38 protein-coding genes and 1 pseudogene are annotated in these 25433 nt (G+C 71.7%); 8 read left to right on the forward strand and 31 right to left on the reverse strand.

Features of this window, described 5'->3' with window-relative positions; translation table 11 throughout:
* The 9 genes from ABWK59_RS30755 to ABWK59_RS30795 all read right to left on the reverse strand — a co-directional run bounded on the left by ABWK59_RS30755 (window position 1) and on the right by ABWK59_RS30795 (window position 3937).
* Complete coding sequence (locus ABWK59_RS30755; RefSeq protein WP_354643925.1) at window positions 1–183, reverse strand: hypothetical protein; 183 nt, start codon at window positions 181–183, stop codon at window positions 1–3.
* The gene (locus ABWK59_RS30760; protein ID WP_354643926.1) at window positions 180–1163 is read right to left on the reverse strand and encodes a DNA cytosine methyltransferase; all 984 of its coding nucleotides are present in this window, start codon (window positions 1161–1163) and stop codon (window positions 180–182) included. Before ABWK59_RS30760 ends, ABWK59_RS30755 begins: the two co-directional genes overlap by 4 nt.
* 9 nt (window positions 1164–1172) lie before the next feature.
* Complete coding sequence (locus ABWK59_RS30765; protein WP_354643927.1) at window positions 1173–1403, reverse strand: hypothetical protein; 231 nt, start codon at window positions 1401–1403, stop codon at window positions 1173–1175.
* A gap of 11 nt (window positions 1404–1414) precedes the next feature.
* The gene (locus ABWK59_RS30770) at window positions 1415–1966 is read right to left on the reverse strand and encodes a hypothetical protein (protein ID WP_354643928.1); all 552 of its coding nucleotides are present in this window, start codon (window positions 1964–1966) and stop codon (window positions 1415–1417) included.
* The gene (locus ABWK59_RS30775) at window positions 1963–2232 is read right to left on the reverse strand and encodes a hypothetical protein (protein ID WP_354643929.1); all 270 of its coding nucleotides are present in this window, start codon (window positions 2230–2232) and stop codon (window positions 1963–1965) included. The genes ABWK59_RS30770 and ABWK59_RS30775 overlap by 4 nt, the downstream gene beginning before the upstream one ends.
* Window positions 2232–2429 carry a hypothetical protein gene (locus ABWK59_RS30780; RefSeq protein ID WP_354643930.1) on the reverse strand — a complete coding sequence of 66 codons (198 nt, stop codon included), beginning with the start codon at window positions 2427–2429 and terminating at the stop codon, window positions 2232–2234. The genes ABWK59_RS30775 and ABWK59_RS30780 overlap by 1 nt, the downstream gene beginning before the upstream one ends.
* Window positions 2430–2502: 73 nt before the next feature.
* Window positions 2503–3033, reverse strand: a complete 531-nt coding sequence (locus ABWK59_RS30785) for a hypothetical protein (protein WP_354643931.1) — start codon at window positions 3031–3033, stop codon at window positions 2503–2505.
* Between the two features lie 82 nt (window positions 3034–3115).
* Complete coding sequence (locus tag ABWK59_RS30790) at window positions 3116–3490, reverse strand: hypothetical protein (protein ID WP_354643932.1); 375 nt, start codon at window positions 3488–3490, stop codon at window positions 3116–3118.
* A gap of 60 nt (window positions 3491–3550) precedes the next feature.
* Window positions 3551–3937 carry a hypothetical protein gene (locus ABWK59_RS30795; protein WP_354643933.1) on the reverse strand — a complete coding sequence of 129 codons (387 nt, stop codon included), beginning with the start codon at window positions 3935–3937 and terminating at the stop codon, window positions 3551–3553.
* Between the two features lie 114 nt (window positions 3938–4051).
* Between ABWK59_RS30795 and ABWK59_RS30800 the strand changes: the two genes are divergently transcribed.
* Window positions 4052–4351, forward strand: a complete 300-nt coding sequence (locus ABWK59_RS30800; protein ID WP_354643934.1) for a hypothetical protein — start codon at window positions 4052–4054, stop codon at window positions 4349–4351.
* Window positions 4352–4634: 283 nt separating this feature from the next.
* On the opposite strand, the gene ABWK59_RS30805 is transcribed toward ABWK59_RS30800, so the two are convergent.
* The 20 genes from ABWK59_RS30805 to ABWK59_RS30900 all read right to left on the reverse strand — a co-directional run bounded on the left by ABWK59_RS30805 (window position 4635) and on the right by ABWK59_RS30900 (window position 16077).
* Window positions 4635–4883 (reverse strand): hypothetical protein, encoded by a 249-nt coding sequence (locus ABWK59_RS30805; protein ID WP_354643935.1) that lies wholly within the window; start codon window positions 4881–4883, stop codon window positions 4635–4637.
* Complete coding sequence (locus ABWK59_RS30810) at window positions 4880–6208, reverse strand: AAA family ATPase (RefSeq protein ID WP_354643936.1); 1329 nt, start codon at window positions 6206–6208, stop codon at window positions 4880–4882. Before ABWK59_RS30810 ends, ABWK59_RS30805 begins: the two co-directional genes overlap by 4 nt.
* Window positions 6208–6996: a hypothetical protein gene (locus tag ABWK59_RS30815; protein WP_354643937.1), complete on the reverse strand. Its 789-nt coding sequence runs from the start codon at window positions 6994–6996 to the stop codon at window positions 6208–6210. The genes ABWK59_RS30810 and ABWK59_RS30815 overlap by 1 nt, the downstream gene beginning before the upstream one ends.
* A 36-nt stretch (window positions 6997–7032) precedes the next feature.
* Window positions 7033–7869: a hypothetical protein gene (locus ABWK59_RS30820; RefSeq protein WP_354643938.1), complete on the reverse strand. Its 837-nt coding sequence runs from the start codon at window positions 7867–7869 to the stop codon at window positions 7033–7035.
* 61 nt (window positions 7870–7930) lie between these two features.
* Entirely contained in the window at window positions 7931–8428 is a 498-nt protein-coding gene (locus ABWK59_RS30825) for a single-stranded DNA-binding protein (RefSeq protein ID WP_354643939.1), read from the reverse strand.
* A 1-nt stretch (window position 8429) separates the two neighbouring features.
* Window positions 8430–9026 (reverse strand): HNH endonuclease signature motif containing protein, encoded by a 597-nt coding sequence (locus ABWK59_RS30830; protein ID WP_354643940.1) that lies wholly within the window; start codon window positions 9024–9026, stop codon window positions 8430–8432.
* Window positions 9026–9328, reverse strand: a complete 303-nt coding sequence (locus tag ABWK59_RS30835; RefSeq protein ID WP_354643941.1) for a hypothetical protein — start codon at window positions 9326–9328, stop codon at window positions 9026–9028. Before ABWK59_RS30835 ends, ABWK59_RS30830 begins: the two co-directional genes overlap by 1 nt.
* On the reverse strand, window positions 9325–10116 hold the full coding sequence (locus ABWK59_RS30840) for a hypothetical protein (RefSeq protein WP_354643942.1): 792 nt from the start codon (window positions 10114–10116) through the stop codon (window positions 9325–9327). Before ABWK59_RS30840 ends, ABWK59_RS30835 begins: the two co-directional genes overlap by 4 nt.
* A complete protein-coding gene (locus ABWK59_RS30845) occupies window positions 10113–10307 on the reverse strand; it encodes a hypothetical protein (protein ID WP_354643943.1) in 195 nt (64 codons plus the stop codon). The genes ABWK59_RS30840 and ABWK59_RS30845 overlap by 4 nt, the downstream gene beginning before the upstream one ends.
* Entirely contained in the window at window positions 10304–10828 is a 525-nt protein-coding gene (locus ABWK59_RS30850; protein WP_354643944.1) for a Holliday junction endonuclease, read from the reverse strand. The genes ABWK59_RS30845 and ABWK59_RS30850 overlap by 4 nt, the downstream gene beginning before the upstream one ends.
* A complete protein-coding gene (locus ABWK59_RS30855; protein ID WP_354643945.1) occupies window positions 10825–11277 on the reverse strand; it encodes a hypothetical protein in 453 nt (150 codons plus the stop codon). Before ABWK59_RS30855 ends, ABWK59_RS30850 begins: the two co-directional genes overlap by 4 nt.
* Window positions 11278–11290: 13 nt before the next feature.
* Window positions 11291–11734, reverse strand: coding sequence for a hypothetical protein (locus tag ABWK59_RS30860; protein ID WP_354643946.1), 444 nt, complete (start codon window positions 11732–11734; stop codon window positions 11291–11293).
* Window positions 11724–12029: a response regulator transcription factor gene (locus tag ABWK59_RS30865; RefSeq protein ID WP_354643947.1), complete on the reverse strand. Its 306-nt coding sequence runs from the start codon at window positions 12027–12029 to the stop codon at window positions 11724–11726. Before ABWK59_RS30865 ends, ABWK59_RS30860 begins: the two co-directional genes overlap by 11 nt.
* Window positions 11987–12739 carry an exonuclease domain-containing protein gene (locus tag ABWK59_RS30870; protein WP_354643948.1) on the reverse strand — a complete coding sequence of 251 codons (753 nt, stop codon included), beginning with the start codon at window positions 12737–12739 and terminating at the stop codon, window positions 11987–11989. The genes ABWK59_RS30865 and ABWK59_RS30870 overlap by 43 nt, the downstream gene beginning before the upstream one ends.
* 69 nt (window positions 12740–12808) lie before the next feature.
* Window positions 12809–13825, reverse strand: coding sequence for a hypothetical protein (locus ABWK59_RS30875; RefSeq protein WP_354643949.1), 1017 nt, complete (start codon window positions 13823–13825; stop codon window positions 12809–12811).
* 1 nt (window position 13826) lies between these two features.
* Entirely contained in the window at window positions 13827–14651 is an 825-nt protein-coding gene (locus ABWK59_RS30880; protein ID WP_354643950.1) for a hypothetical protein, read from the reverse strand.
* Window positions 14648–15154 carry a hypothetical protein gene (locus ABWK59_RS30885; protein WP_354643951.1) on the reverse strand — a complete coding sequence of 169 codons (507 nt, stop codon included), beginning with the start codon at window positions 15152–15154 and terminating at the stop codon, window positions 14648–14650. Before ABWK59_RS30885 ends, ABWK59_RS30880 begins: the two co-directional genes overlap by 4 nt.
* Window positions 15151–15561 carry a DUF6197 family protein gene (locus ABWK59_RS30890; RefSeq protein ID WP_354643952.1) on the reverse strand — a complete coding sequence of 137 codons (411 nt, stop codon included), beginning with the start codon at window positions 15559–15561 and terminating at the stop codon, window positions 15151–15153. The genes ABWK59_RS30885 and ABWK59_RS30890 overlap by 4 nt, the downstream gene beginning before the upstream one ends.
* 67 nt (window positions 15562–15628) lie before the next feature.
* Window positions 15629–15841 carry a hypothetical protein gene (locus ABWK59_RS30895; protein ID WP_354643953.1) on the reverse strand — a complete coding sequence of 71 codons (213 nt, stop codon included), beginning with the start codon at window positions 15839–15841 and terminating at the stop codon, window positions 15629–15631.
* Window positions 15838–16077, reverse strand: coding sequence for a helix-turn-helix domain-containing protein (locus tag ABWK59_RS30900; RefSeq protein ID WP_354643954.1), 240 nt, complete (start codon window positions 16075–16077; stop codon window positions 15838–15840). Before ABWK59_RS30900 ends, ABWK59_RS30895 begins: the two co-directional genes overlap by 4 nt.
* 252 nt (window positions 16078–16329) lie before the next feature.
* Between ABWK59_RS30900 and ABWK59_RS30905 the strand changes: the two genes are divergently transcribed.
* From ABWK59_RS30905 to ABWK59_RS30920, 4 genes and pseudogenes are all read left to right on the forward strand, one after another.
* Window positions 16330–16767, forward strand: coding sequence for a helix-turn-helix domain-containing protein (locus ABWK59_RS30905; RefSeq protein ID WP_354643955.1), 438 nt, complete (start codon window positions 16330–16332; stop codon window positions 16765–16767).
* Window positions 16768–16780: 13 nt separating this feature from the next.
* Window positions 16781–17320, forward strand: a complete 540-nt coding sequence (locus ABWK59_RS30910) for a hypothetical protein (protein ID WP_354643956.1) — start codon at window positions 16781–16783, stop codon at window positions 17318–17320.
* 17 nt (window positions 17321–17337) lie between these two features.
* The gene (locus ABWK59_RS30915; protein WP_354643957.1) at window positions 17338–18912 is read left to right on the forward strand and encodes a recombinase family protein; all 1575 of its coding nucleotides are present in this window, start codon (window positions 17338–17340) and stop codon (window positions 18910–18912) included.
* 34 nt (window positions 18913–18946) lie between these two features.
* Window positions 18947–19858, forward strand: a pseudogene (locus ABWK59_RS30920) (AMP-binding protein); the annotation flags it as partial.
* Between the two features lie 69 nt (window positions 19859–19927).
* On the opposite strand, the gene ABWK59_RS30925 reads toward ABWK59_RS30920, so the two are convergent.
* Together ABWK59_RS30925 and ABWK59_RS30930 are read right to left on the reverse strand one after the other, a co-directional pair.
* A complete protein-coding gene (locus ABWK59_RS30925; protein WP_354643958.1) occupies window positions 19928–20296 on the reverse strand; it encodes a hypothetical protein in 369 nt (122 codons plus the stop codon).
* A 68-nt stretch (window positions 20297–20364) separates the two neighbouring features.
* A complete protein-coding gene (locus ABWK59_RS30930) occupies window positions 20365–21213 on the reverse strand; it encodes an SDR family NAD(P)-dependent oxidoreductase (RefSeq protein ID WP_354643959.1) in 849 nt (282 codons plus the stop codon).
* 103 nt (window positions 21214–21316) lie between these two features.
* Here ABWK59_RS30930 and ABWK59_RS30935 point away from each other — a divergent pair, with 103 nt between their 5' ends.
* The 3 genes from ABWK59_RS30935 to ABWK59_RS30945 all read left to right on the forward strand — a co-directional run bounded on the left by ABWK59_RS30935 (window position 21317) and on the right by ABWK59_RS30945 (window position 25418).
* Complete coding sequence (locus ABWK59_RS30935) at window positions 21317–21928, forward strand: CGNR zinc finger domain-containing protein (RefSeq protein ID WP_354643960.1); 612 nt, start codon at window positions 21317–21319, stop codon at window positions 21926–21928.
* 193 nt (window positions 21929–22121) lie between these two features.
* Complete coding sequence (locus tag ABWK59_RS30940) at window positions 22122–22799, forward strand: TetR/AcrR family transcriptional regulator (protein WP_354643961.1); 678 nt, start codon at window positions 22122–22124, stop codon at window positions 22797–22799.
* A 135-nt stretch (window positions 22800–22934) separates the two neighbouring features.
* Window positions 22935–25418: a SpoIIE family protein phosphatase gene (locus tag ABWK59_RS30945; protein ID WP_354643962.1), complete on the forward strand. Its 2484-nt coding sequence runs from the start codon at window positions 22935–22937 to the stop codon at window positions 25416–25418.
* The last annotated feature ends 15 nt before the right edge of the window (window positions 25419–25433 follow it).

Consider the following 25433-nt stretch of genomic DNA (forward strand, 5'->3'; position numbering starts at 1 on the left):
TCAAGCCGGGCGGATCCGGCGGATGATCGCGGCAAGCTCGGCACGGTGTACCTCGGCCTCGCCCGGATCCGGGTAGCGCTCTTCGATGGCTTCTTCTCCGGCCTCGTCGATGTTGGCCGCGAGTTCGGCGGCGGCCCAGCGGCGGGCCGCCTGGCGGATCTCACGGCGCCGCTCCGGGGTCACGCGGCCACCGCCGTGCAGGACGGGGCGAGGGCTGCGGTGAGGATCGCGCGGGCGAGCTGCCCGGGTACGGCGTTGCCGATCTGCTGGCTGATGTCCCGGCCGGTCCACGGGTAGTCCGCGGGGAAGCCTTGGAGGATCCCGGCTTCGGACCAGGTGAGGCGAGGCAGTTCGTTGCCGTCGGGGTCGACGAGTCGCAGTCGGCTGATTTTCCCGGTGACGGTGAACGCCGGCTCCGCGTGGGTGCGTCGTCCGCGCGCCTTGGGGTCGCCGCCGGTGCCGTAGTTCGACACGACGGTGAACGGGCCGCGGTGTGGGAGGACGTCGCCCATGGACACCCACGGTAGGAGTCGCGGGTCTCCGGCGTCCCGGGGAACGCCCTTCCGATACGGCCGGTGCGTCGGGGCCGGCAGGGCCGCGGGACCGTCGAGACGGGCGATCAGGACCGCGCGGCGGCGGGTCTGCGGGGCGCCGTACTGCTCGGCCTTCAGCACGCCGCACGCGGCCTGGTAGCCCTCGGCGCGGAGGATTTCCGCGTACGCCTTCCACACGGGCAGAGCCTGGTGAACCTGCTCCAGGACGATCGCCTCGTACGGGCGACCGGCGTCGAGCGCGTCCAGGGCCCAGCGCAGGGGCTCCAGGACCAGACCGGTCCGCGGGTCGGACAGCTTGGCGAGGTCGGCGGTGATGTCCTGGCGGGCGGCGAGGCGATTGGCCAACGCGAGGACGAGGTCAAGCTGGTCGCGGCCTGCGCCCTGGCCGGCGGCGCTGAACGTCTGGCAGGGCGGCCCGCCGACGAGAACGCTGGCGGACGGGAAGGCGGCAGGGCCGTAGCGGCGGACGTCGTCCTCCACGGTGGCGTGCCCGGCGGCGCGGCGTGTCTTGCAGGCGTCGGGGTCGTGCTCGATGCCGATGACGTGGTGTCCGAGGTGGCGGGCGGCGGTGCTGAGTCCGCCGGGGCCAGCGAACAGGTCAACGATCACGGTGACTCCTCAGGCGTCGTGGCGGGTCAGGAGCGGGGCGCCCTGGTGCCGGGCGGGGCGCCAGTCGTCGCCCAGCTGAACCGGCGTCGCGCAGGCGTTGCACAGGTCCGGGGCTCCCTCGTCCTCCAGGGCGGCCACGGCGAGTTCGGCGATCTCCTCGGGGTCGGTGACGTCGTCGGGCACCTCCACGTCGACTACGGCGTTGGCGCTGGTCGTGAGGGTGACGGTGTAGCGGGCCACGGTGGCTCCTGTCAGGTGGTCGGGGCGGACGGGGCGGCGTCGCGGGTGGGGCAGCTGGGGTAGTGGCCCGGGTGGACGTCGGTCTTGCAGCCGCAGCCGTCCGTGGGGGTGGATACGGCTCGGGCGTCGCGGTCGATCTCGTCGGCGCCGGCGCAGTGGCAGTCCATGAGGCAGGTGTCTGCGGTGCTGTGCGTGGGGCAGTAGCGGCGGAGCATCGCCGCGGCCTCCCGCATCCCCGCAGCGCGGCAGTCGTCGCGGTGGGCGGCGATCGCGGCGTACAGCTCATCCGGCGGGACGACACGGCTGCCGGTGGCGAGGTCGAAGGCGATGGCCTCGATTCGTTCGCCGGCGCTTCCGGGGGCGCTGCGGTTGGCGGCGCGTTCCTGGCGGAGGCGGTCAAGTTCGGCGCGGGTGCGGTCCAGCTCGGCGCGGAGGGTCTGCGCGGTCTCCAGCAGGCGAGGCGCGTGCAGGTCGTGGTTCGCCCGGAAGTGCTGCGGCTGCTCGTCGTGCTCGTCCTGGATGAGGTCGAGAGTCCGCAGGTGCTGGCGGAGGTCGTCGGTCATCGCAGGTACTCGCCCTCGACGTAGGGGGTGTGGACTCGGTGGCCGTCGCCGAGGGGGTAGCGGCACAGCCATCCGCCGACGCCTTCAGGCAGGCAAAGCGCGCCGTCGTGCGGCGGACCGGCATCACGGGCGCCGGGATGTTCGGTGGCCTGCTGCTTGCGCCGGGCGAGATAGGCCCGGAACTCGGCGACGGCGGAGCGATCGCCATCGGTGAACTGTGCGGTGGGGTCGTTCCCGCAGACGGGCCGACGCGGCTGGTCGGTCATCACGCCCCCTGCACGGCGTCAACGGGCTGGCACGGCGGGGTCTTGTCGCCCTGGAGGGTGTTCCAGTACTGGCCGTTGCGGCTCCACTCAGTCCACCACTGCCGGCGGTACGGGTGGGGGCGCTGGTCGGCGAGGAGTCCGCAGACGGTGCAGCGCTTCCGGTGGTCGTGGATCTTGTTCCAGCGGTGGCGAGCCATGTCGGTCCTTCCTGGGGTTACGGTTGCGGGGTGGGGGCGCAGTTCGGATGCGCCCCCACCGGCGTGCGAGGGGTCAGACGCCAAGCGCCTTCTTGATCAAGATCAGGGCAGCATCAGCCGAGATGTCGCCGCTGTTCCACGCCTCGATGGCCATGCTGTGCTGCTGCCGGGTCTGCTCCGACTCGGCGCGGAGCCAGCGGACCTCGACGACCAGCGCGGGCACGTCCGCCCGGCTGCGTTCGGCCATGTGCTCCGGGGTGAACACGTCGCGGCCGTTCTCCAGCGCGGTGGCGCAAGGCCAGGCGGTGCCCCAGCCGTCTCCCCAGCACACCGCGCACTTCCACGACTTAGGCGTGCCCAAGTCGTCGTACACGGGGATGTGGAAGCGGGCGGGGAGCTGCGCGCGCTGGTCTTCGGGGGTGTCGAGGATGGTCTCGTAGCCGGGGGCGTCCGGGGCGGGCAGCAGGGTGGCGCGGGCGATGCACTGCTCGTGGATGACGGCACGGCCCCGCTCCGCGTGGTGGCGGCAGCTGCCGCAGCTTGCCGGGTCGAGGGCGGCGTTGGTGAGCTGCTCGATCGCGTCGAGGTCGAGAGGCTGGGTCATCGGGTGCTCCCGTGGTGTGAGTCGGTGGGGTGGTGCGGCCCGGCGGGTGGAGCGGTCACAACCGCCGGGCCGAGATCGGGGGTTAGGCCGGCAGACTCGGGCGGGACCGGCGCTCGTTGACGAACGCCGCGTAGTCCTCCTGCAAGCCGGCCCAGACCGCCAGGTACAGCTCCGCGCACATCACCCGCGTGAGAGCCATACGCTGGGCGACGGCACCGGCAGCGGCGGCCTGCCGCTGAAGGGCCTCGGCGTGGATCGCCTGGAACTTGCCGGTAATCCACTGCGGGTCAGTTCCCTCGCGGCGCCACGTGGCGAGCATGTGGCGGACGAACGGCAGGCCCACCTTGAGGACTTCGTTCGCGCTGCGCCGGTCGATGATGCCCTCACGGACCTTGCGGTTGAGCAGGTCACGGGCTGCCCGCTCGGAAGCGTCGAGCTTGGGCTTGACGGAGGTCACGGAGTTCTCCTTCGGGCTGGTGGCACGCGGGCGGCTGTCCTGGGTGGCGGCGAAGTTGGTCTAGGCGCACTCCGCGAAGTCGGCGGCGGTGACCAGGGAGCGGGTGGACTTGTACGAGCGGAGGCCCTCGATCAGCGCCGGGTCGTTCGGCGCGTACACGAAGACGTGGATCCGGCGGCCGGTCGTGCGGTGCTTCACCCACGCCCGCGGGGCGTTCTGGCCGCCGTTGGCGTTGCGGTAGGCCTTGGCGACGTGCCGGCCGTACCAGGACTGCTGGCCGTCGGGGAGGTGGATGCCGAGGCGGTCGAGCATGTCGCTGGTGCGGATCAGGTGGTTGAGGTCGAGGCCGCTGTTGAGGATCGCGTAGGCGGCGTCGGTGCCGATCTGGACGCCGGCCTGGATGGTGGCGGTGATGCGGCGGATGAGCTTGCGGGCCTTGGCGGTCACGGCGTCTCCCTCGGAGGTTCGTAGAGGCTGGTCTCTACGCATCACAATGTAGACCCCGGACTCTACGATCCGCAAGGGGTATGCCGAAAAGAGTCCACCCTCTACACTCTTGGCATGACCAAGAAGCCCGCCACCCGACTCCGCGAAGCCGTCCAAGCCCTCGCCGACATCCCCGACCCCACCGAACGCGCCCTCGCAGCAGGCGACATGACCGAAGCCGTCCGCGACGCCACCAGCGACGTCGCCCGCATCCGCTCCCAAGCCATCCAGCAGCTGCGCACCGACGGACTCTCCTACCGCACGATCGGCGACAAGCTCGGCATCCACTTCACCCGCGTCAAGCAGCTGGAGACCGGCGAGACCACCGGCCGCCGCAAGAAGTCGGCGACGGCCGAGGAGCCAGCCGAGAGCTGACCCGACTCGTCCCACAAGCCGCCGGCCCGCTGCGCCGCGCGGCCCTTCGTGCTGCCCGCGCACAGCCCCGGACTCAACACCCGCAGGCCGCCCCGACCCGGGCACTCCGTCGGAGGGGGTTACGGTGCGGTCCACGAATGCCCCTTCCCGGGCTAGAAACGGTGCGTCAGCGTCCTTTAGGGGGCGGGTTGGAGTGAAGGGCTCGGGGCGGGGGTCAAACCCGCCAGATCGGTTACCGGCAAGTCGCATTCCTGGCGAGCGGCTTGTGTCGTAGCGCGGCCCGTCACCAACCCGTACGCGGATCCCACGCCGGCTCACCGTGGTCCCAGTAGCCGGGCCGGTCCTCCGGGTCGTCTATCGGCTCGTCGCCGACCTCCACATCGCCCGGGTCGCCGTAGGCGGCGGTGAGGTAGCTGGTCTTCCACGTGCGATGGCACGAAGCGCAGCGCCACGTCCTGATGGTCTGCTCGCCGTCCTGCTGCTCCCCCCAGGCGTGAGCGGCGGAGAGGCAACTGGGGCAGTGCTCGGTCATGAGAGGGCTCCTGTCGGGGAGTAGCCGGTGATGGTGGTGTCGATCGGGGTGTAGGCGCGCCAGGGCCAGCCGCCTTCGTGGCCCTGGCAGATGAAGCGGGGCCACGCACGCTCGTCGCGGTTGCCGCGCCACGGCAGGACCCGGCGGCCGCGGTCCTCCGTCGCGGTGCGCTCGTCTTCGACGGGGCGCAGCCCGAGCCCGAACTCGGGCCAGCGGAGCCAGAGGCTGGAGCCGACGGGGCGCAGCGCCCGGGGGCCCATGGGTCCGCCCTGCGGGGAGTGCGCCTCCATGGACAGGGCGCAGCCGGCGGTGGCGCGGGCGTCGTCCAGGACCACGGTGACCTTCCGGGCGAGTTCCTCCGAGTTCGGGTCGCCGTTGTGGAGCCGGTAGATCGGGCCGACGATGAGCAGGTCCGGCATGACGGCTTCGACGCGGCGCATGAGCCAGGCGCGGCCGTCGGGCCGGGTGAGGTCGACGCCCTGGGGTCGGATGTCGATGTGGAGCTGGCCGCGGCCGACGGGGCTGTCGAGGCGGGCGGCGGTGTCGATGAGGCCGCGGTAGTGACGGCGGGACTGCCGGTCGGAGTTCTCGCAGTCGAGGACGAGGACGCGCTGCGGGCCGAGCTGGTTGTGCATCGGGTTGCCGCGGCCGTCACCGAAGGGGAGGAGGCCGGCGGCCGCGGTGACGGCGAGCTGCCGCTGCAGGACGCTTTTGCCTCCGCCTTCGCCCGCGGTCCACACGATGCGGTCGGTGTGTTCGAGGTAGCCGGGCAGGACCCAGTCGTAGCCGGGGTCGGCTTGGGCGAGGAAGTCGTGGATGTCGAGGACGGGGCTGTCGGTGGCGGCTCGGCCGGCGTCGCGGAGTTCGCGGGCGAGGGTGACGGCGTGTTCGGCGAGGTCGGTGGCTTCGCTGTCGTCTTCGGGGGTGAAGCCGAGGTCGCGGATGCGGGTGCCGACGCGGACGATTTCACGGCGCATGGCGAGGTCACGGATGCGGTAGTCGAGCCACTCGGCGGTCCCGCCGTGGAGGGCGGCGTCGATGCACGCGTTGAGGTAGTCGTAGCCGCCGATGCGGGCGAGGTGCCCGCGGGCCTGGAGCGCGGCGGTGACGGTGAACGGGTCGATGGGGTCGGCGGTTTCGGCGACGGCCTCGATGGCTTGGTGGATGAGTCCGTGGGCGGGCCGGTAGTAGTCCTCGGCGGTGAGGGTGACGTCTCGGAGGATGGCGCGGCCGCTGCCGAGGAGGAGCCGGCCGAGCATGGCGAGTTCGCTGGGGAGGTCGTGGGGTTCGAGCCGGGTGTCGATGGGCTCGTCGGTGGTGGTCATCAGAAGACGCCTCGTTCGGTGGGATCGGTGTAGCGGGGGCCGGTGGTGCCGGTTGCGGCGCGGGGGGTGTAGTCGACGGCGCGGCTCATCCAGGTGCGCCAGGCGGCGGTCCAGTCCTTGAAGGTGGATCCCTTGGCGCGGTGGTGGTCGAGGAATCGTTCGGTTTCGGCATCGATGCGCGGGGGTTCGAGTCCCTTGCGTACGGCCCAGGCGCGCATGTCGTCGGTGACGGCGATGTGGTCGGGCGCGCCGGTGGATCGCTTGGGGGTCTTGGCGGCCGGTTCGGGCTCGCTGGGCGCGTTCGCGCGCTTCCCTATATCCCTGCTCCCTGCTCCCTGCTCAGGGGCGAGGATCTCCGGAGCGATCCGGAGTGGCTCCGGAGGGCTCGGGAAGGTCTCCGGAGGATTCCGTTTCCCCTGCTCGGGCGGGGTGTCGGTGGGGCTGTCGGCCTGGTCGGGGCCGGGGAAGCGGGGCTTGCCCGGGTGGGAGATCTTCTGGTGCTCGGACCAGCTTCGGATGGCCAGGAACGGCCTTCCGGAGACCGTGTACCGGGTGACGAGGAGTGCTTCCTGAAGCCTCCGGAGATCCTCGCGAGTCCTCTGGAGGATGTCGGGAGACTCGTCGAGGGGCCACACGGACGCACGGATCAGTCGGGCCTCGTCGATGCCGACGCCGTTGTCGTCGACGTAGCACCACAAGCCGATGAAGGTGAGCCGCGCAGACAGCGGCAGATCGGCGACGGTGAGGGACGTGAAGAAGTCCGGCTTGATGGATCGGATGCGGGCCATGAACGGCTTCCCTGTGTGGTCGGAGTGATCGGCGGGTTAGGCGGCCTGGCGCTGGCGGCGCCGGAACTTGCGGTCGGCCGCGGCCACGCGCACGGCCTCGCGGCAGCGCGGGCACGTCGGCGAGCCGATCTGGGTGTGGTCGTAGTAGCCGCCGGTGGTGCCGCACCGGCCGGTCCAGTCCGGCAGGGCCGTCGGGTCGTTGATGCTGTCGTCGTCCCACGCGAGCGGCGGGGCCCACTGTCGGCTGGCGGCGAGCGCCTGGGCACCGCGGATGAGCCGAGGCAGGACGCCGTGCATAGCGGGGTCCCTGTCCCACAGCTGCCCGTACGCGGCGTGGATGGCCGCGGCGGTGGAGGCGGCGACGGCGGCCTGCCGGCCGTGGAGGACATCGCGGATGCTGCGGGGGTGGACGCCGGCCGTAGTGGTGATCCGGGTGAGGGGCCAGCCCAGGGCGGTGAGGGCCTGCAGGCGCCGGCGGGTGGCGGTGGCATCCACGGGGGCGAGGCTGTAGACGTGGGCGGGCGGCTGGATAGCGAGGATCGCGTCAGCGTTCGCGGGCCGGACCCGTTGGGTGCGGTTGCGGCCGAGGTTCTCGATGACGATGGCGTGGACGCTGGACCGGTCGGAGATCTGTCGGGTGGTGAGGCCGGCGGCGCGAAGGGTGTCGAGGTGGGCGCGGACGCGGCCGGCGTCGACGAGGGGCTGCCACCGGCCGTAGGCCTTCTGGCGGCGCCGGTTGGCGGAGTAGCGGGTGGCGGCTGCCGTGCACTTGGGGCAGCGGCATCCGTACCAGGTGTAGGTGCCGTGCCGGCCGTGCTTGAGGGTGTCGGGTGTGGGGGTACCGCCGGTGGTGGGGGCGGGGGTGGTGGTCATCGGCGGTACCTCCTGTGGTGCGGGCTGGTGCGGGGGGAGAGGGTGGTTCAGCGGGTCAGGATCAGAAGGGGGGCTCCTGGCCGCCGCCCTGGGACTGCGGGCTTCCCCACCCGCCGGAGCCCTGCGCGGGCTGGCCCTGGCTGGCCCACGGGTCCTGGCTGCCTCGGGACTGCTGCTGGCCGCCGCCCTGCTGTCGGTTGGCGCGGGTGACCTTCGCGGTGGCGAACTTGAGGCTTGCCGCGACCTCCTCGGCCTCGACCTCGAAGACCGTCCGCTTTTCGCCCTCCTTCGTCTCGTATGAGCGCTGGCGGAGCTGGCCGACGACTACGACGCGCATGCCCTTGGACAGCGACTCGGCTACTTGCTCTGCCTGCTGGCGCCACACGTTGACGGTGAGGAACAGCGGCTCTTCGTCGACCCACGCGTTCGTGGTCTTGTCGAACTTGCGGGCGGTCGAGGCGACGCGGAACTTGGCCACCGCCGCGCCGGACGGGGTGAATCGGAGTTCTGGCTCGTCGACTACGTTGCCGACAAGGGTGATTACGGTTTCGTTGGCCATCTCATGCTGCTTTCTTGAGGGATTTCCGCTGCTCATAGGCAGTGCGGCTGGCGGCGGAGCAAGCTCGGCAGATCCGGCTCCCCGCAGGGTTGACGTACGTGTTCGCAGGCGTGAACGGGTGACCTCGATGGCAGGCGGACTTGCGCGCGTTCGCGGCGCTGAAGGACCGTCCTCGAAGCGTGTTGACGCGGCTGGTGACCGGTTCGAGGTGCCAGGGATTCACACACGCCCGGTTGCGGCAGAGGTGATCAAGCTCCAGTCGTGGCGGTATTTCTGCGCGCAGGAACTCGTAGCACCACCGATGGGCCTTGACCATGCGCTTCCGGTCGAGCCCTGCAGAGTTGCTGAGCAGTCCGTAGCCGGACCTGTCCACGGCACCTGTCCATGTCCAGCAGCCGTTGTCCTCGCGGACCTTCTCGAAGAACCGGGCCTCCGCTGATGGCCGCCGAGTGCCAGTGGCCGAACCGGTAGCCAGCTTTCGCTGGTAGTGCTTGGAGCAGAGGCCACCGGCACCCTTGCGACCGACCAGGTTGGAGCAGCCTTCGATAGCGCAGGGCCGCGAGCTGGCGGCCGTCTCGCTGCGCTTGATTCCTGCCATCAGGCTGTCCTCCTTTCTGCCGCCTTCGCGGCCCGGTAGTCGGTGGTGTTGCTCCGGCGCTTGCCGGAGCGGATGTGCCGGGCGTCGATTGCTGCCCAACTCGCGGCGTCCGGCGTGGGGGTGGTCCACGCGCCGGGGAGGGGGCCCTCGCCTTCGGGCGGCTCGGGCCGGCCCGCGACCGCTGCGGGCGTGTGGGCCGGGCAGCGGTAGCCGGGCAGGTACTCGCGGAGGTTCCGGGTGCTGTGGCAGTGGCGCTGTTCGGCGCCGATGAAGTGCCCGCACCGCAGCTCCTTGGCCTTCATGCCGCGAGCTCTTGTTCGGCCTTGGCTTGCTCGGTCTTGTAGGCGGCCGTGCACGGCGGGCATGGGGGAGGCACCTTCGAGTTCTTCCGGTGCCGGGTGTAGCCCTGCGGTGTTCCGCAGGTGCCAGTCCAATCGGGCTGGGCGGCGGGGTCGTCAATCGCGGCGCCGTCCCAGTGCATCGGCCCCGGCCACATCTCGCGCTCGGCCCGCCTGCGGGCGCTGACGGAGGGCCCTGCGGACCGCACGAGCCGTCTGTAAGCATCCGCCACCTGCTCGGCCTTGAAGGCTCGGAGCGTCGTCTGCGTGCCGGCGGCGAACCGCTGGACGAACGCGGGGTCGGAGCCGATGGCCAGGCCGATGGCCTGGATGTCGTGGCCGATCGCCATGAGCGCTCGGATGCGCCGCGAGGTGCCCGTGGCAGGGACCATCCGGCGGGGGCTGAGGACGTCGGAGGGCCGGACCCTGAGGATGCGCGCCTCGGTGCTGCTCCAGATCTGGGTGAGCTGGCCGCTGATGAGGTGCGCGACGGTGTGGACGGCGCAGTCGCTTTGGGCGGCGATCCGTTGTCGGTCGGCGCCCTGTGCGACGAGCCGCCGAACGTGGTCGGCCGCGGTCGCCGCGTCGACGGTCAGGGTTCGGCCAGTGCCGTTGAGGACACGGAGCCGCTTGCGGTACTGGCGGCGGGCGAGGATGCAGGGCTCGCAGCCGCAGCCGGGGATCTTCTTCTGCGGGCGGCCGACGGCGCGGGCGTAGGTGCCGTGTGGCGGGAGGGGTCGGGCGGGGGTCATCGGTCGGCCTCCGTCCGGAGGAGCCGTTCGATGGCGGCGATGCCCTTGCCGACCTCGACCTCGATCGGGTCCGCGGGCGTCTCAGCCGGGGTGCTGCGCCGGCCTGCCGCGGCGCCGATCGCGACCAGCGCGATGGAGCACCCGAGCAGGGCCCAGAACGTGATACCGCTGACGACGAGGAACGTCCTCACGCCGCCACCCCCAGGCACAGGGTCGGCCACTTGGCCTTCGCGAGCCGGGCCCGCTGGTGGGCCGGGACTACGAACCGGGGGTGGCCGAGCCAGTCCAGGCCGGCCTGTTGCAGCCACCACGCGTCGCACTGGTTGTCGTCGGCGAACACGACCCCCGCGGCCCTACGGGCCGCGGCCGACATATCGGCCTTGCCCGCCGCCCCGTTGTCCGTCGCGTAGGACTTGAGCGTCGCCGGGGAGACGAGCGCGTACGGGATGCCGGCCCGCACCAGTGCGGCGCGGGCGATTCCGTGGACCATGCCGGTGATCCCGGCGGACATGGCGTGCTTGGGCAGGTCCTCGATGACCGCGAGGTCGGCGCCTTCGGCGGCGATGCGGGCCATCGTGTCTGCGATCTGGACGAGGCGCCGGTCGCCGTCCTTGGTCTTGGTGGTGATGGTGAGAGTGGTTCCGTCGGGCATGCACACGCCGGTGGCGGTGAGGGACAGGTCGAGGCCGAGGATCCGCGGGGTCGTGTTCATGCGGCGCTCCCGACGGTGCGCAGCCCGAGGCTGTTCCAGAGGGTCGTGATGGGGAGCTTCTCGGTGGGCGCGTCGGGGTCGTACGTGGGCAGCGGGATGGCGGGCCCGCTGTCGGCCGGGGCGGGGGAGTAGATGGCGTCGCGGTTGGCGAGGTCCATACGCAGCTCGGTGCACCGGGCCGTCAGCTCATCGTTCTCCTCGATGAGGAATCGGTGTGCGTCGAGGACGAGGTCGCGGTCCTCGATGGCCTGCGCGAGCAGACGGATCTTCTTGTCGCGGTCGCACGCCAGGTCGATGATGAGCTCGTCGGCGCAGGCGAGCCGCTCGGTGAGCGCAGCGGCGCGGGCCTGCCAGTGGTCGCGCTCGGCCTCGACGACGCGGATGAAGTCGGCGGCGCGCCGGCGGCCGGTGCCGCGCAGCCAGTACGCGAAGGTCTGCTTGAGGTCCATGGTGGTGGGCTCCCTAGGCTGCGGGGTGGAGGGTCTGGGGCGACTGCTGGAGGTCGCGGTAGTGCGCCTCGTTCGCGGTCTGAAGGGTGGCGAGCTGCCGGTCCTGCAGGGCGGTCCGCTCGTTCGCGGCGCGGAGCTCAACGGCGGTCCGGCGGAGGTCTGTCTGCAGGGCCTGGATGATGCGTTGCTGCCGGCTGGCGTAGGCCCGATGGGCGGTGAGCGCCCGCCGGAGGAGGGCCTTGCCGCGGAGCTCGGCGGCGGCCTGGCCGAGCTTGTGCTGGGCTAGGCGCCGCTCAGAAGCGATCCGGTCATCGCCGAAGCGTTCGGCGCGGTTGTGCCACTCGGCGGTCTTGTCGCGCTGTTCATCGCGCTGCTGGCGCGTGAGGCGCAGCGCCCGGGTCAGGTCCGCGACCTCCACCTTCAGCGCGCGTATGCGGCGCTGCTTCCTACCGAACACGGCTACCTCCAGCGATTCCCGGGGTGAGAGCGACATTGAGGGCGAGCAGGCCGCGGCCAATCGCGATGGCGACGGCCTGCGTCGGGTTCGCGGCGTCGAGCTGCTCCATCGCGGTCTTCAGGTGCCTGCGAGCGGTGTGGACGCTGATGTCCATCTCCCGTGCGATGGCGGGCATGTCCAGGCCGCGGGCGAGGATCCTGAGCACGTCCACACCGAGGGGGCTGACGTCGAGCAGGCCGTGCGGGTGGGCGGTCACGACGTCACCGCCGTCATCGGGAAAGGGCGCATCGGCCACGACCCGTCGATCACCTTGTCCGGGTCCCCGCCCTGCTCCGGCGTGGCCTTCGTCCGGAACCACTCCTGCAGCCCGGCCTGCTGCTCCCGACGCCACGTCTGCTGCGCCTCGTACAGGCCTGCCGGCCCGCGGTCAGCGAGCCACGGGTACCGCTCGAACTGGGCCTCGGCGATGAGCAGCGCCGCGAGCGCGTCAGCCTGGGCCGTGTGCCAGTCGGTGATCTCGATGCCGTACACGTCGGCGGTCGGCTGGAGCTTCCGCATCCCTGAGCCCTTGCGGTACCGGTCGACCTGCTTGTCGATGACGTGAGGATCGATCAGCGCGGGCGCCGCGATGCCGACCAGGCGCTCGGTCATCGGCGCGAGTCCGTGGCGGCGCAGATCCCTGTCGAACACGGTCCAGTCGAAGCTGAGGTTGAACGCGACGATCGGCATGCCGTAGGCGATGGCGCGGGTCAGCATGTCCGCGATCTCCTCCAGCGCGACCTTCGGGTCCTGCCCCTCGGCCTGGGCCTGCTCGGTGGTGATGCCGTGGATTGCGGTGGCCTCGGCGGGGATCTCGACGCCGGGGTTGATCAGCCACGTGTAGTCCTGGGCGGGCTTGTTGCCGCCGCGGAAGACCAGCGCTGCGGTGACGATGCGGGCGGTCTCCGGATCGGGGCTGGTGGTCTCGGTGTCGAAGCCGGCCCGGCGGATGCTCTTCAAGCTCATGGGGGTCCTCCTTCCTGGAGGTGGGGAGGGAAGGGCCGCCCGCGGTCACGGTGCGGGCGGCCCCAGAGGTCAGCGGCCGCGCGAACCGGGCTGCGCCACCGACGGCCAGGACTGCTGGCCAGGGCCAGCCAGCGCGGGCTCCGGCTCCTCGACGAGCTCGGCCTCAACCGCCCCGTCCTCATCCGGCACCGGCTCCGCACCCTCGGCGTCCATCCGGGCGGCGATCGCCATCAACTGCTGCGACAGCGGATCCGAGCCCTCAGGGCTGACATGGCCGGCCTCACGGGCCCGCCGCCACACATCCCGCACGTCCTCGGACGTCAACCCGCCCTCGGCCTCCGCGATGTAGTCCGGCCGCGGCGCCTCGATCGCCAGCGCCTCCGACGACGCCCCCGGGTTGAGCGCGACCGCCGTGGACAGCGGGCCCGACAGGGCCTGCCGCGGCGTCACACCGCGCAGCTCGACCACCACCACGGGGAACCGCTTCGTCTTGCCTTCCGCGACGCGCTGCCGCGGCTCGATCCGCAGGTTGACCGGGAGGAAGCCACGGCCGTTCGTGCCGGCGAGGATCATGTCGACCATCGCGCCCCACTCCGCGGCGGCGTAGAACGAGTGCGTTTGCGCCCGCCACATGCCCATGCCGGTCAGGTCCGGCAGCATCACGTTCAGCCGTGACGTCGCCTTGCAGACCCTCTCCTTGGGCTGCAGGTGCCAGTCCTCACCGAACTGGGCGAGGCACAGGCACGGCTTGCGGGAGATCAGCTCCGTCTGGCCGTCGCACCTGCGGGCGCATCCGCCCTTGGTCCACATCTCGTTGTACTGGTTGAGCGGATCGCCGGGGGTGATTAGGGCCTCGATCGACTCGGCTTCGGTGATGACTCGCCACTGCTCCGTGGTCTGGTTCAGCGGCTTCCACTGCTCGGGCTTGCCGCCCCACAGCTCGGCCGCGGCACGGACGTGTTCCTCGGAGTGGGAGCTGACGACCCACGTTCGGGAGCGGACGGGCCGGTTGCCCTGGGTGTAGCCGGTGCGGAGCCTGCCGTGCTCGGCAGCCCGGGCCTGGATGTTCAAGAGCCGTGAGCCCATGTCAGGCCGCCTTTCCAGCAGGCCGCGCCTGCGGCGGCATGAGAGCGGGGTACGAGGACGGGGCGGCGTGGTGCCACCGGGCGTTGGCCAGGGCCCCGCGGAACGCGGCGAACGCCTTCCGGTCGCCGGGCATCGGCACCAGCGCGTGGGACTTCTGCCGCAGGTTGAGGACACCGGTCCGCTCGATGGGCGGCATGGGCTCCTCCGTGTCGTCCGGGAGGAGCGCGCACTCGGCGAACCGTAGGGCGGCGAGCTGCTGCGCGTTCTCCTTGTAGACGGACTTCGCGGAGCGGGTGGCCGAGGTCTTGTAGTCGATGAGCCACATCTCCCGGCGGCCGCCCGGGCCGGTCGGCAGCCAGATCATCAGGTCGGCGGTGCCGGCGTAGCCGAGCCGGCGGTGCAGCACGGTGATCTCGGTAGCGACGACGTCGCGGTGGACGTCGATACCCCACTCGGCGAGCCACGCCTCGAACTGGGTGACGTAGGGGCGGATCGTGAGGTCGGCCGGGACCGGCGCCCCGAGGAGCCGGTTCTCGGCGGCCGCGTGGATCCGGGTACCGAGGTCCGCGGCCCGGTCGCGGGCGTCGATGTGGACGGCCTTGATGTCGCGGACGAGCGCCGCCCGGTCGGTGATGACCCGGGCCGCGACGTCGGCGAGGTTGCCGAGCACCCACTCGACGGTGAGCTTCACGGCCCACGGCATCAGGGCCTTCTTGCTGACGGACGTGTCGAGGACGTTCGTCACGCTGATCAGGGCCGGCCCGCCGGCGGGGTCGGTGTAGTAACGGCCGTTCTCGGTGGCGTGCGCGTGCTTCGGGTCGGTCATGCCACCGCTCCCTGCGTGTCGCCCTGCCGGGGGATCCGCGGGCCTGCCGCCCGCGCCAGCGCATCCACGACCTGCCAGGCGTGAGTGAACGTGAGCTGCTGCTCCGCCCCGCCCAGGTCCTCGATCAGGGCGTCGAGCTTCTCGTCCCGGGCGTGCTCGGCGTGACCGCGCCCGTCGAGGGTGTGCTCCGCCCGGGCCGAGTCCGACAGCTGCGAGATCTCCAGCAGCGCCTCGCCCACGCCTTCCGGGTCCTCGCTGAACTGGTCCGCGAGCGTGGTCAGCAGCGCCCTCATCAGGGCCGACGTGTCCAGCTCGATCGCGAGACCAGTGCGGCGCACCCGCACCGGCAGGGCCGCGTACACCGACGCCGTCGGCTGGACGAGGAGGTTGGCCTCCTCCAGCCGGTGCGCCATCGCCGTGTAGGGGTCGGGCGCCTGCCGCGTCTCGAACGAGGTTGAGGCCAGGACGTCCGCAGCCGCGCGGATCTTCGGGTTGGTGCTCACGCCGCCACCGCCAGACACAGCTGCGGGACGGTCACCTGGACGGCCAGCTGGTGGAGGAAGCTGGCCACGCTCGCGGCGGTCCGCTGCTCCTCGTCGTTCCAGTACGCGAGGTGCTCGACGTAGTCGTCGACGCCGTCCGTGGCCGGCGGCTCGGTCGGCAGCTGCCGGGACGCGAACTGCAGCGCGGCGTCGACGAGGGCCGAGGTCTCCAGCGGGTGCCCGGTCGCGGCGATACGGATCGCGCCGACGAAGTCGGCCGGCCGGTCCTGGTGCGGGGTGGAGGCGTAGCGCGGGCGGCCGTAGCTGTCGATGTCGGGGGCGTAGAAGGCGCCCTTGTGGTAGCCGTGGCGGCTGATGTGCTGGGCGGCGCGGGTGAAGATGCCCGCGAGTTCGCTAGGGTTGTGCATTGCGGTCCCCTTCGTAGGAGTGGGCCGTGGGGTCGTCCGGGTCGCTTCCGGGCGGCCCTTTGTTCTGTCAGGCGGCGAGCGGAGTCGCCTTGGCCGCGGCCTGCTGCCGCTGGCGGATGATGAGCTGCTCGATGGCGTCGACCGAGCCGAGCCGGTGCCCCGGGTAGTAGGCGGCTTCAGCGGCCTGTCGGGGCGTCAGCGCGTCGCGGGCGGCACGGGCTTCGGCGAAGACGATCGCGGCGCCCCGGATGGCGGCGGCGCGGGTGATGTCGGCGCTCATGCTGCGGCCGGCAGGTCGTCGGCGACGAGGAGGTCGTCGGCGCTGAGGCCGTACGCGCGGCGGAACCGCATGAGCGTGGCGGCCTGGGGTAGGCACTTGCCGTTGGTGAGCCTGGAGAGCGTGGACTTGCTGAGCCCCGTACGTCCGGCGATCTGGTAGTCGCTGGTGTCGCCGTGTTCGGCGGCGGCTGTGCGGAGGCGCTGGGTATTGAGGCGCATGGGGGCTTCGTGGCGCATGGGGGTTTCCCTCCCTTCACGTAGTTCCACATCTGGGAGTAGTTCCGGATGTGGAATCAACGTAGGCCCAGTGGGGCCCCGTGCGCAAGTACTTCCACATGTGGAAGTTAGGCGATTCCTGGGGGTTGTGCTCGTCCAGCTCCGCGCTACCGCTGTACGCTGCTGCCTCAACAGGCAGGTTCCACTTATGGAACTACTGCCGCGTGCGGCTGCACTCCCGATAAGCTGCGGCCCGGGAGAGGTGACACTTACATGACCATTTCAGAGCAGTACGCGGCATGGCTCGCCAACGCCATGCGAAGCGCCGGCCTCGACATCGACCGCCAGCGAGGCGGTGGCCGGAAGGCGCTCGCCGAAGCCATCGGCGTCTCCGGCAGCACCGTCGCACGGTGGCTCGACGCCAAGGCCGTGCCCAGCCCCGAGTACTTCGAGCCCATCGCCGACACGGTCGGGGTGCCAGTAGTCAACATGCTGATTGAAAGTGGAATCATTTCGGCCGAATCAGTGACGCCACAGACACATACAGGCGTACGATCTCAGCCCATCACCCCCGCGCAAGCGGCCGACGAACTCGGCCTCACGGACCCCGTGGAGCGAGCACGCTTCATGCGAGACCTCGCACGCCGAAACCGTCGCCACCTGCGCATTGCCGAGGACGAGGGCGAAGCAGGGGGTGCCGTCGCGCACTAAGTGGGGAGCCCGGGTGACCACAAAGACCATCGCTCGCAACATGGCCGGATTTACGCTCCCTCTTGGAGCGATAGCCGAGGGCCTCGCAATCACCCGCACCCACGTCCCCGCCGCTATAGCAGGCCTGGCGGTCCTGATCGTAGGTGTCGCGGCAATCGTCACCCTTGTCATCGACGCAGCCATCCGCGACACCTCCGAGGACCGCCGTAACCTCCACGCTGCCCAGGCGCGCGCCACCGACGAGTACACCCGCTGCATCGCCATGCGAGCCGTCCTCGACGCCGAGACGGACCGCGTCCTGCGCGGAGCAGAGCAAGCCGAGGCCGCGCGCGAGCGGTCCTACCAGTCGCGCCTCGAAGAGCTCGTCGCCAACGTTGAGGACATGCGCGCCTCAATCAAGCGGGAGGGTTACGAGCTGGCCCTCGACCACATGGAGCGCGGCATACTCACCCTGCCCGCCCAGCAGTCAAGCGGCTCCGCACAGGTCATCGCGATGCCTCAGCGGCCCGTAGGCTCAACCGCATCAGGCCAGGAAGTCAACGTCCCGTCATAGTCCGCCAGGGGGAATCGATGCCGCAGGTCAAGGCTGGCAGCCGAAGCGCGACGGAAGCCGGTCTTACCCCGGCCATCGGCTACATCCGGGTGAGCATGGCCCGTGAGGAGATGATCTCCCCCGAGCTTCAGCGCGCCGCCATCACCGACTGGGCCAAGCGCACCGGACACCGAATCATCGACTGGGTCGAGGACCTCGACAAGACGGGCCGCACCTTCAAGCGCCGCATCATGGGCGTCATCGAACGTGTCGAACGCGGCGAAGCCTCCGTCATCGCCGTCTGGAAGTACTCGCGGTTCGGCCGCACACGCACCGGCGTGCCTGCCAACCTCGCCCGCGTCGAGAAAGCTGGCGGCCAGCTCATCTCCGCGACCGAGGCCGTCGACGCCACCACCGCGGTCGGGCGATTCCAGCGCGGCATGATCATGGAGTTCAACGCGTTCGAGTCCGACCGCGCCGGCGAGCAGTGGATGGAAACCCATCAGTGGCGGCGCGACCACGGCCTGCCGGCCGTGGGGCGCCCGCGCTTCGGGTACATCTGGCACCAGCGGAAGATCTACCAGCCCGACGGAACGATCACACTGCAGGAGGAGCGGTACGAGCCGGACCCCAACCTGAGCCCGGTGGTTCAGAGTCTCTACCAGCGCTACATCGCCGGCGAGAGCTTCCGGGCGCTGGCCCTCTGGCTCAACGAGGAAGGGCACCGGACCCGAGGCGGCGGAGTGTGGTCAGGCAAGGCCGTCAGGCGCTACCTGGACTCTGGCTTCGCAGTCGGATACCTGCGCTTCCACAAGAAGAGCTGCCCTATGGGATCCGTGGAGCACGGCTGCGAGGAGTACGAGCTCGTGCGCCATCCCACGATGCACCATGCCGCGCTCATTGGCGATGACGTCTGGCAGCTGTACCAGCAGCGGCGCGACTTCACCAAGACCGCAGCGCCGCGAGCTCGTAACGCCGGCCACCCGCTGACAGGACTCGTCTTCTGCGGCCTGTGTCAGTACAGGGCCCGTCGCAGCGTGGATGGGCGGCGGCAGCACACCCGGTTTGCGTGCATGCCCCACCAGGAGAAGGGGCACACGGCGTGCCGCGGGACGAGCCTGCGCGACACCCTGATCATCGATGAGATCCGTAAGCGACTCGCGGAGTTCGTTGCTGAGTTCGACTCGGCGGTCGACGCGGCCGCGACCATCCCGGTGCAACGGCGACACGATCCGGTCCGACGGCGCCTGGACGAAGTCGACGCATCCATTGCGAAGCTGGAGAAGGCGATCGTCCGGCACATGCGGGTCTACGCCATGGCGGATGATGACGACCTGGACGGCACCCTGGAGAAGGAGTACCTCGAAACGCTGGGGAGCCTTCGCGCCGAGAAGGCGCTCCTGGCGGGCGAGCGCGACGAGCTGCGAAGCGTCGTGGACGGCGGCGGGGAAGCGGCGGTGCGCGGCGCTGCGGTGCCCGTGGCGATCGGTCTGCTGGAGGAGTGGGACACGCTGGAGCCTGGCCGTTTGAACGCCATGCTGCGCCGCGTGATCGGGCGCGTGGAGCTGCTGGGCGATAAGCAGGCTCGCGTGTTGATGGCCTGGGAGGTTTGAGCGGCCGCGCCTAGCGCGGCATGTTCATTCGGGGCCGTTACTGCACATCTACGGGCTGACCGCCCTGCTCAACCAACCGCTGCGCTCCGGCTCCACGGTGGTGGTGCTTCCGCGGTTCGACCTGGAGCAGTTCCTGCGCACCATCGAGGAGCAGCGCATCGAGGGCCTGTTCGTGGCCCCGCCGATCGCGCTGGCGCTCGCCAAGCACCCGCTGGTGGACCGGTTCGACCTCTCCTCCGTCCGCTACGTGCTGAGCGCCGCCGCACCGCTGGACGCCGAACTCGCCGAGGCCTGCGCCCGCCGACTGGGCCTGCCGAGGCTCCACCAGGGGTACGGCATGACGGAGTTGTCGCCGGTCACCCACGTGGTCCCGCTGGACGACCCGGACCCGGCCCCCGGTTCGGTCGGCAAGCTGGTCCCGTCCACCGAGCTGCGGATCGTCTCCCTCGACGCGCCGGGCAAGGACCTCGGGCCCGGGGAGAGCGGGGAGATCCTCTTCCGCGGACCGCAGGTGATGAAGGGCTACCTCGGCCGCCAGTCCGAGACCGACGCGATGATCGACGAGGACGGCTGGCTGCACACCGGCGACATCGGCCAGGTCGACGAGCGCGGCTACCTCTTCATCGTCGACCGGGTGAAGGAGCTGATCAAGTACAAGGGGTACCAGGTCGCCCCGGCCGAGCTGGAGGCCCTGCTGCTCACCCACCCGGGGATCGCCGACGCCGCGGTCATCGGCGTCACCGGCGAGGACGGCGTCGAACGCCCCAAGGCCTTCGTGGTGCGGGCGCCCGGCGCGCAGGACCTGACGGTCAACCAGGTCGCCGAGTTCGTCGCCTCCCAGGTGGCCCCGTACAAGAAGGTCCGCCTGGTGGAGTTCATCGACGCCGTCCCCAAGTCCGTCAGCGGGAAGATCCTCCGCCGAGAACTCCGCACCCGCCCGTCCTGACCCCGGCCCCGGCTGCCACCCGTACGGCGGTGGGCCGGGGTTCGCCGGAAGTCGGGCGGCCCGCCGCGCTCAGCGGGTACCGCGCTCCCGCGGAGCGGCCGGCCCGGGTGGCGTCCGCCCGTGGGGGCCCGGGGCGGCGGCACCGGCGGGTTCGGGCGCCGGCCGGATCGTCGCGGGGTCGAACACGAACCAGCCCCACTGGTCGTCCTCGCCCCACCGGACGTGCGCCACCCACACCCGACTGCTCGGCGGCCGCCGCCAGACGGTGAGGATGCCGGAGCGCCACTCGCCGCCGACCCGGATGTGCACCAGGCGCCAGGTCCGCTCGTCCCGGCTGTGGCCGGGCACGGTCATCAGTTCCCGGGAGGCGCGCACGGCGTCCCCGGGTCGGGACGGCGCGGCCGGCCGGGGGCGGCTGAACGGGATGTCGGCGGTCACGCCCCCAGTATCGAACACGCGTTCGATCTGGGCAAACGTCAGCCCCCGGCCGGGCGGCTCCCCACGTGCTAGCTGTCGACGGCGTCGGTCACGCGCTGCCAGCCGTCCAGGTCCGCGATCCGCGCCTCCAGGGCGGGACGCATGCCCGTCACGCTGGAGGCGCCGAGGGCCAGGCGCAGCGGAGGGTTGGGGCTGTCGACCGCGGTCCGGATGCCTGCGGCGATCCGCGCCGCGGCGGAGAACGCGGACGCCGGCAGCTCCCCGATGGCCTTCTGGACCTCGCGGACGGTCTGGTCGTAGTCGCCCAGGCCGTCCGCGACATCGAGGTTGGCGAGAAAGGGGGTCGCGGTCATCCCGGGCTGGATGATCGTGACCTTGATGCCGAGCGGTGCGACCTCGGCCGCGAGCGCGTCCGACAGTCCCTCGACCGCGTACTTGGTGGCGGCCAGCAGGCCCACGCCGGGATGGGCGGACTGCCCGTAGACCGACGAGCCCTGGAGGACGTGCCCCGACCGCTGGGCGCGGAGCACCGGCAGCGTCGCGCGGAGCACGTTGAGCACTCCGAAGACATTGGTGTCGAACACGGCGCGGACCTGCGTGTCGGAGGCTTCCTCAACGGCTCCGAACAGTCCGTATCCCGCGTTGTTGGCCACGACGTCGATGCGGCCGAACCGTGCGAGCGTGCCCTCCACCGCGTCCCGGACGGCCCGCTCGTCACGGACGTCCGCCTGGATGGGGAGCAGGCGCTCGCCGTGCGTGTGGGCCAGGTCGTCCAGCGGGGAGGTGTCGCGGGCGAGGGCCGAGACGGTGTCGCCGTTCTCCAGCGCCTGGAGCGTCAGTTCGCGGCCGATGCCGGACGTCGCGCCGGTGATCAGCCAGGTGCGGGGGCGGGTCTGCTGGTTGGATGCTTCGTTCATGTTGCGACCGTAAGCCGTTAGCTCGCAACGAGTCAACCTCGATCGACCCGGAGGTTGCCCACTAGCCGGATTAGCCCTGCTCGCGCTGATGTACTGTGGGGGGATGGTCACTGCGGCAGCCGGATCCCCCAAACCCAGCCCACGCACCGTCACGCCGACGGTGGAGACCGTTCTCGCGTTCGTGAACACGCGCGCGGACGGATCGGGTCGCCGGGAGCTGTTCGGGGACGGGGACTCGTTCGCGGCGTGGCTGGCGGAGCGCGACGAGTTCGGCGGCGAGACCGTGGCGACCGACGCCGACGCCGCGGTCGCGCGCGAGCTGCGTGATGCCCTGGTGACCGTGCTGCTCGCGCACTCGGGCGATGAGGAGAGCCTGGGTGAGCCGCTGCTGCGTGCCGAGCGGCACCTGCGGCGCGTGGGTGCGCTCTACCCGCTGGCGCCGGTGGTCACCGCCGGCGGGGTGGAGCTGGCCTCGCCGCAGGCGGGGGTGCCGCGCGTGTTCGGAACCGTCCTGGCCGCGGTGACGACGTTCGCGCAGACCAGCGAGTGGGGGCGCATCAAGGCGTGCCGGAACCCCCCGTGCCATTTCGGCTTCTTCGACCGCACCCGCAACGGGGGAGGGCTGTACTGCAGTACCGGCTGCGGCTCCCAGGTGTCCATGCGCAAACACCGCCAGCGGCAGCGCCACGGCAGTGGTGCGCCGTCCGAGGCGTGAGAGCGCCGGGCACACCTCGCCCGTCGCCCGATCGGTTCAACGCCCGGCACGGAACCGAACCGCCTCCGCCCGGCGGCCCGGTCGGTCCTGGACGTTCGCGCGGGGCGGCGGGTCTGGCATGATCGGTGGGCCCGCACCGCCGGTGGACGGCGGTGGAGAGCGGTGGAGAGCAGAGAGGGCACCCCGAGGACCGATGACCGCCCAGCCCGCCGGCGACGCGCACCCCGACCTGCGCGAGCCCGCCCTGCGCTCGCCCGCCGTCCGTGCCCCGCAGCAGGACCGCAGCCGCGCCACCCGCCGCCGGCTGCTGGAGGCGGCCGTCGAGTGCCTGGCCGAACTCGGCTGGCAGGGCAGCACGGTGGCGGTGGTGGCGGAACGGGCCGGGGTCACCCGCGGCGCGGCCCAGCACCACTTCCCGACCCGCGAGGACCTCTTCACCGCCGCCGTCGAGCACGTCGCGGCCGAGCGCCTGGCGGCCGTCCGGGCGGACGGCGAGGCGCTGCCGCGAGCCGGCGCGGCACGCACCGAGGCCGTGGTGGGGATGATCGTCCGGCTGTACACCGGGCCGCTGTTCCGGGCCGCCCTGCACCTGTGGGTGACGGCGGCCACCGAGGAGCCGCTGCGCGAGCGGATCCTGTCCCTGGAGAACCACATCGGCCGCGAGGCGCACCGGGCGGCCGTGGAGTTCCTCGGGGTGGACGAGTCGGCCCAGGGCGTCCGCGAGACCGTCCAGGCCACCCTGGACATGGCCCGCGGCCTGGGCCTCGCCAACCTGCTCACGGACGACGGCCCCCGGCGGGCCGGCATCGTCCGCCAGTGGGCCCGCGTCCTGGACGCCACCCTCGGCGCCGAGGCCGCCCGCCACCCCTGACGGTCGGTTCCCACCACGTCCCGGCGCCTTCGCACCGCCGAGCCGGCTCGCCCCCCGGACCGCCGCCGTGCAACCTGGTGGGAGCCGGGTTCGGCCCGGGCCCCACCGGGAAGGTGTACGGGTGGTTACCTGATCATGCACGGATTCGAGCAGACCGCACCGGACGGCGCCGACCGCGACGCGGCGGGCGCCGCTTCGGCGCGCCTGTCCGGCCACCGCCTGGTCCCGCTGGCCACCGCCCTGGTCCAGGGCGATGGCCGCATCCTGCACTGGAGCGAGGAGGCCGAGACCCTCACCGGCTACCCGGCCGACCAGGCGATCGGCTCGTACGCCGTGCACCTGCTGGCCCCGGAGAGCCAGCGCGGCAAGGTGCTGGCGCTGTTCGAGGAGATCATGGCCGGCCCGGGATGGACCGGCGTGTACCCGATCCGGCACCGCGACGGCCACCTGGTGGAGCTGGAGTTCCACACGTACCCGATCGCCGGTCCCGGCGGCCGCCCGCTGCTGCTGGCCACCGCCTCCGACGTGCGGTCGCTGCGCCAGGTGGAGGCCGACCTGGCGGTGCTGGACGGCTTCTTCACCCAGTCGCCGATCGGCATGGCCGTGTACGACGCCGAGCTGCGGTTCGTCCGGCTGAACGGCGCGCTGGCGCAGATCAACGGCGTGCCGGTGGCCGACCACCTGGGACGCCGGGTGAGCAGCGTGCTGCCCGGCATCAACAGCACCGAGATCGAGGCGGTGATGCGGCAGGTGCTCAGCACCGGGAAGCCGGTGGTGGACGCCCGCTCGCACGGCCGCACCCCCGGCGACCCGCGCCGCGACCGGGCCTGGTCGGCCTCGTACTTCCGGCTGGAGGACTCCGCCGGCCGGGTGCTGGGCGTCAGCTCCTCGATCATCGACGTCACCGAGCGGTTCCGCGCCGAGGCCCGGGCCGCCCGCGCCCAGGAGCGCCTCGCCCTGCTGGCCGCGGCCACCGCCCGGATCGGCACCACCCTCGACCTGCAGCGCACCGCCGAGGAGCTGATCGAGGCGGTCATCCCGCGGTTCGCCGACTTCGCGACCGTGGACCTGCTGGAGCCGGTGCTGCGCGGCGAGGAGCCGTCGCCGATCCAGCCGGACACCGGGGTGCACCTGCGGGCGGTGGCGGTCGGCGAGGCGTACGAGTCGGGGCTGACCAGTGTGGCCGACGCGGTCGGGCTCACCTCGGAGTACGACGCGCGCCGGATCTACACCCAGTGCCTGCGCAGCGGCCGCCCGCTGCTGAAGCCGCAGGTGGACGAGGAGGTGCTGCGCGGTCTCGTCCCGTCGCCCGATCGTGTGGCACCGGGGGTGTCGGCCGGGATCCACTCCTATCTGATGGTTCCGGTGGTGGCCCGCGGCATGGTGCTGGGCGGCGCCGAGTTCGTCCGCACCCGCAACCCGGAGTCGTTCACCGCCGCGGACGTCGCCCTCGCCGAGGAACTGGTCGCCCGGGCGGCGCTCGCCATCGACAACGCCCGGCTGTACCGCCGCGAGCGGGAGACCGCGCTGACCCTGCAGCGCAGCATGCTGCCGCAGGAGATCCACCGCACCCTCGGCCTGGAGATCGCCCACCGGTACCTGCCGAGCAGCCTGGTCAGCGAGGTCGGCGGCGACTGGTTCGACGTGGTGCCGCTCTCCTGCGGGCGGGTCGCCCTGGTGGTCGGCGACGTGATGGGCCACGGCATCCGGGCCGCCGCCACCATGGGCCAGCTGCGGACGGTGGCCCGCACCCTGGCCACCCTGGACCTGCCGCCCGAGCAGGTGCTCACCCGGTTGGACGAAACCGCCTCGGCGATCGGCGAGGGCCAGTTCGCCACCTGCATCTGCGCGGTCTACGACCCGGTGGACGGCGCCTGTACGGTCGCCTCGGCCGGCCACCTCCCGCCGGTGTACGTCGCCCCCGACGGCCGGACCGGCACCGTGGACCTGCCGCCCGGGGTACCGCTGGGCGTCGGCGGATCGGCCTTCCACAGCGTGGAGACCGTGCTGCCGCCGGGCACCCTGTTCGCCCTCTACACCGACGGCCTGATCGAGCGCCGCGACCGCGACATCGACGACGGCATCGACCTGCTCGCCCGGACCCTCTCCGCCCCCGGCCGGACCCTGGAGGAGAGCTGCGACGCGGTGCTCTCGACCCTGGTCACCGACGGGACGGACGACGACATCGCCATGATCATGGCCCGGGTGCTGCCCATCCCGGCCGACCGGATCGCCACCCTCCACCTGGCCGGCGAGGGCCCGCAGCCGTCCCGGGCCCGCCGCTTCACCCGGGAGACCCTGGAGGCCTGGGAGCTGACCGCGCTGGTCGACTACGCCGAGCTGATGGTCAGCGAGCTGGTCACCAACGCCCTGCTGCACGCCGACGCCCCGCGCCGGCTGCGGCTGTTCCGCGACCGGGTGCTCACCCTGGAGGTCGCCGACGCGGGCAGCCAGTCGCCGCGGCTGCGCTCCTCCGCCGAGGAGGACGAGGGCGGCCGCGGCATCCACCTGGTCTCCGAACTCGCCCACCGCTGGGGCACCCGGACCACCCGGGAGGGCAAGGTCGTCTGGGCCGAGATCGAACTCCCGTACCGATCGGGGTCCGGTACTGTGCTCTGATCGGCAAACGGGGAG

The organism is Kitasatospora sp. HUAS MG31, assembly GCF_040571325.1.
GTDB classification, from domain to species: domain Bacteria; phylum Actinomycetota; class Actinomycetes; order Streptomycetales; family Streptomycetaceae; genus Kitasatospora; species Kitasatospora camelliae.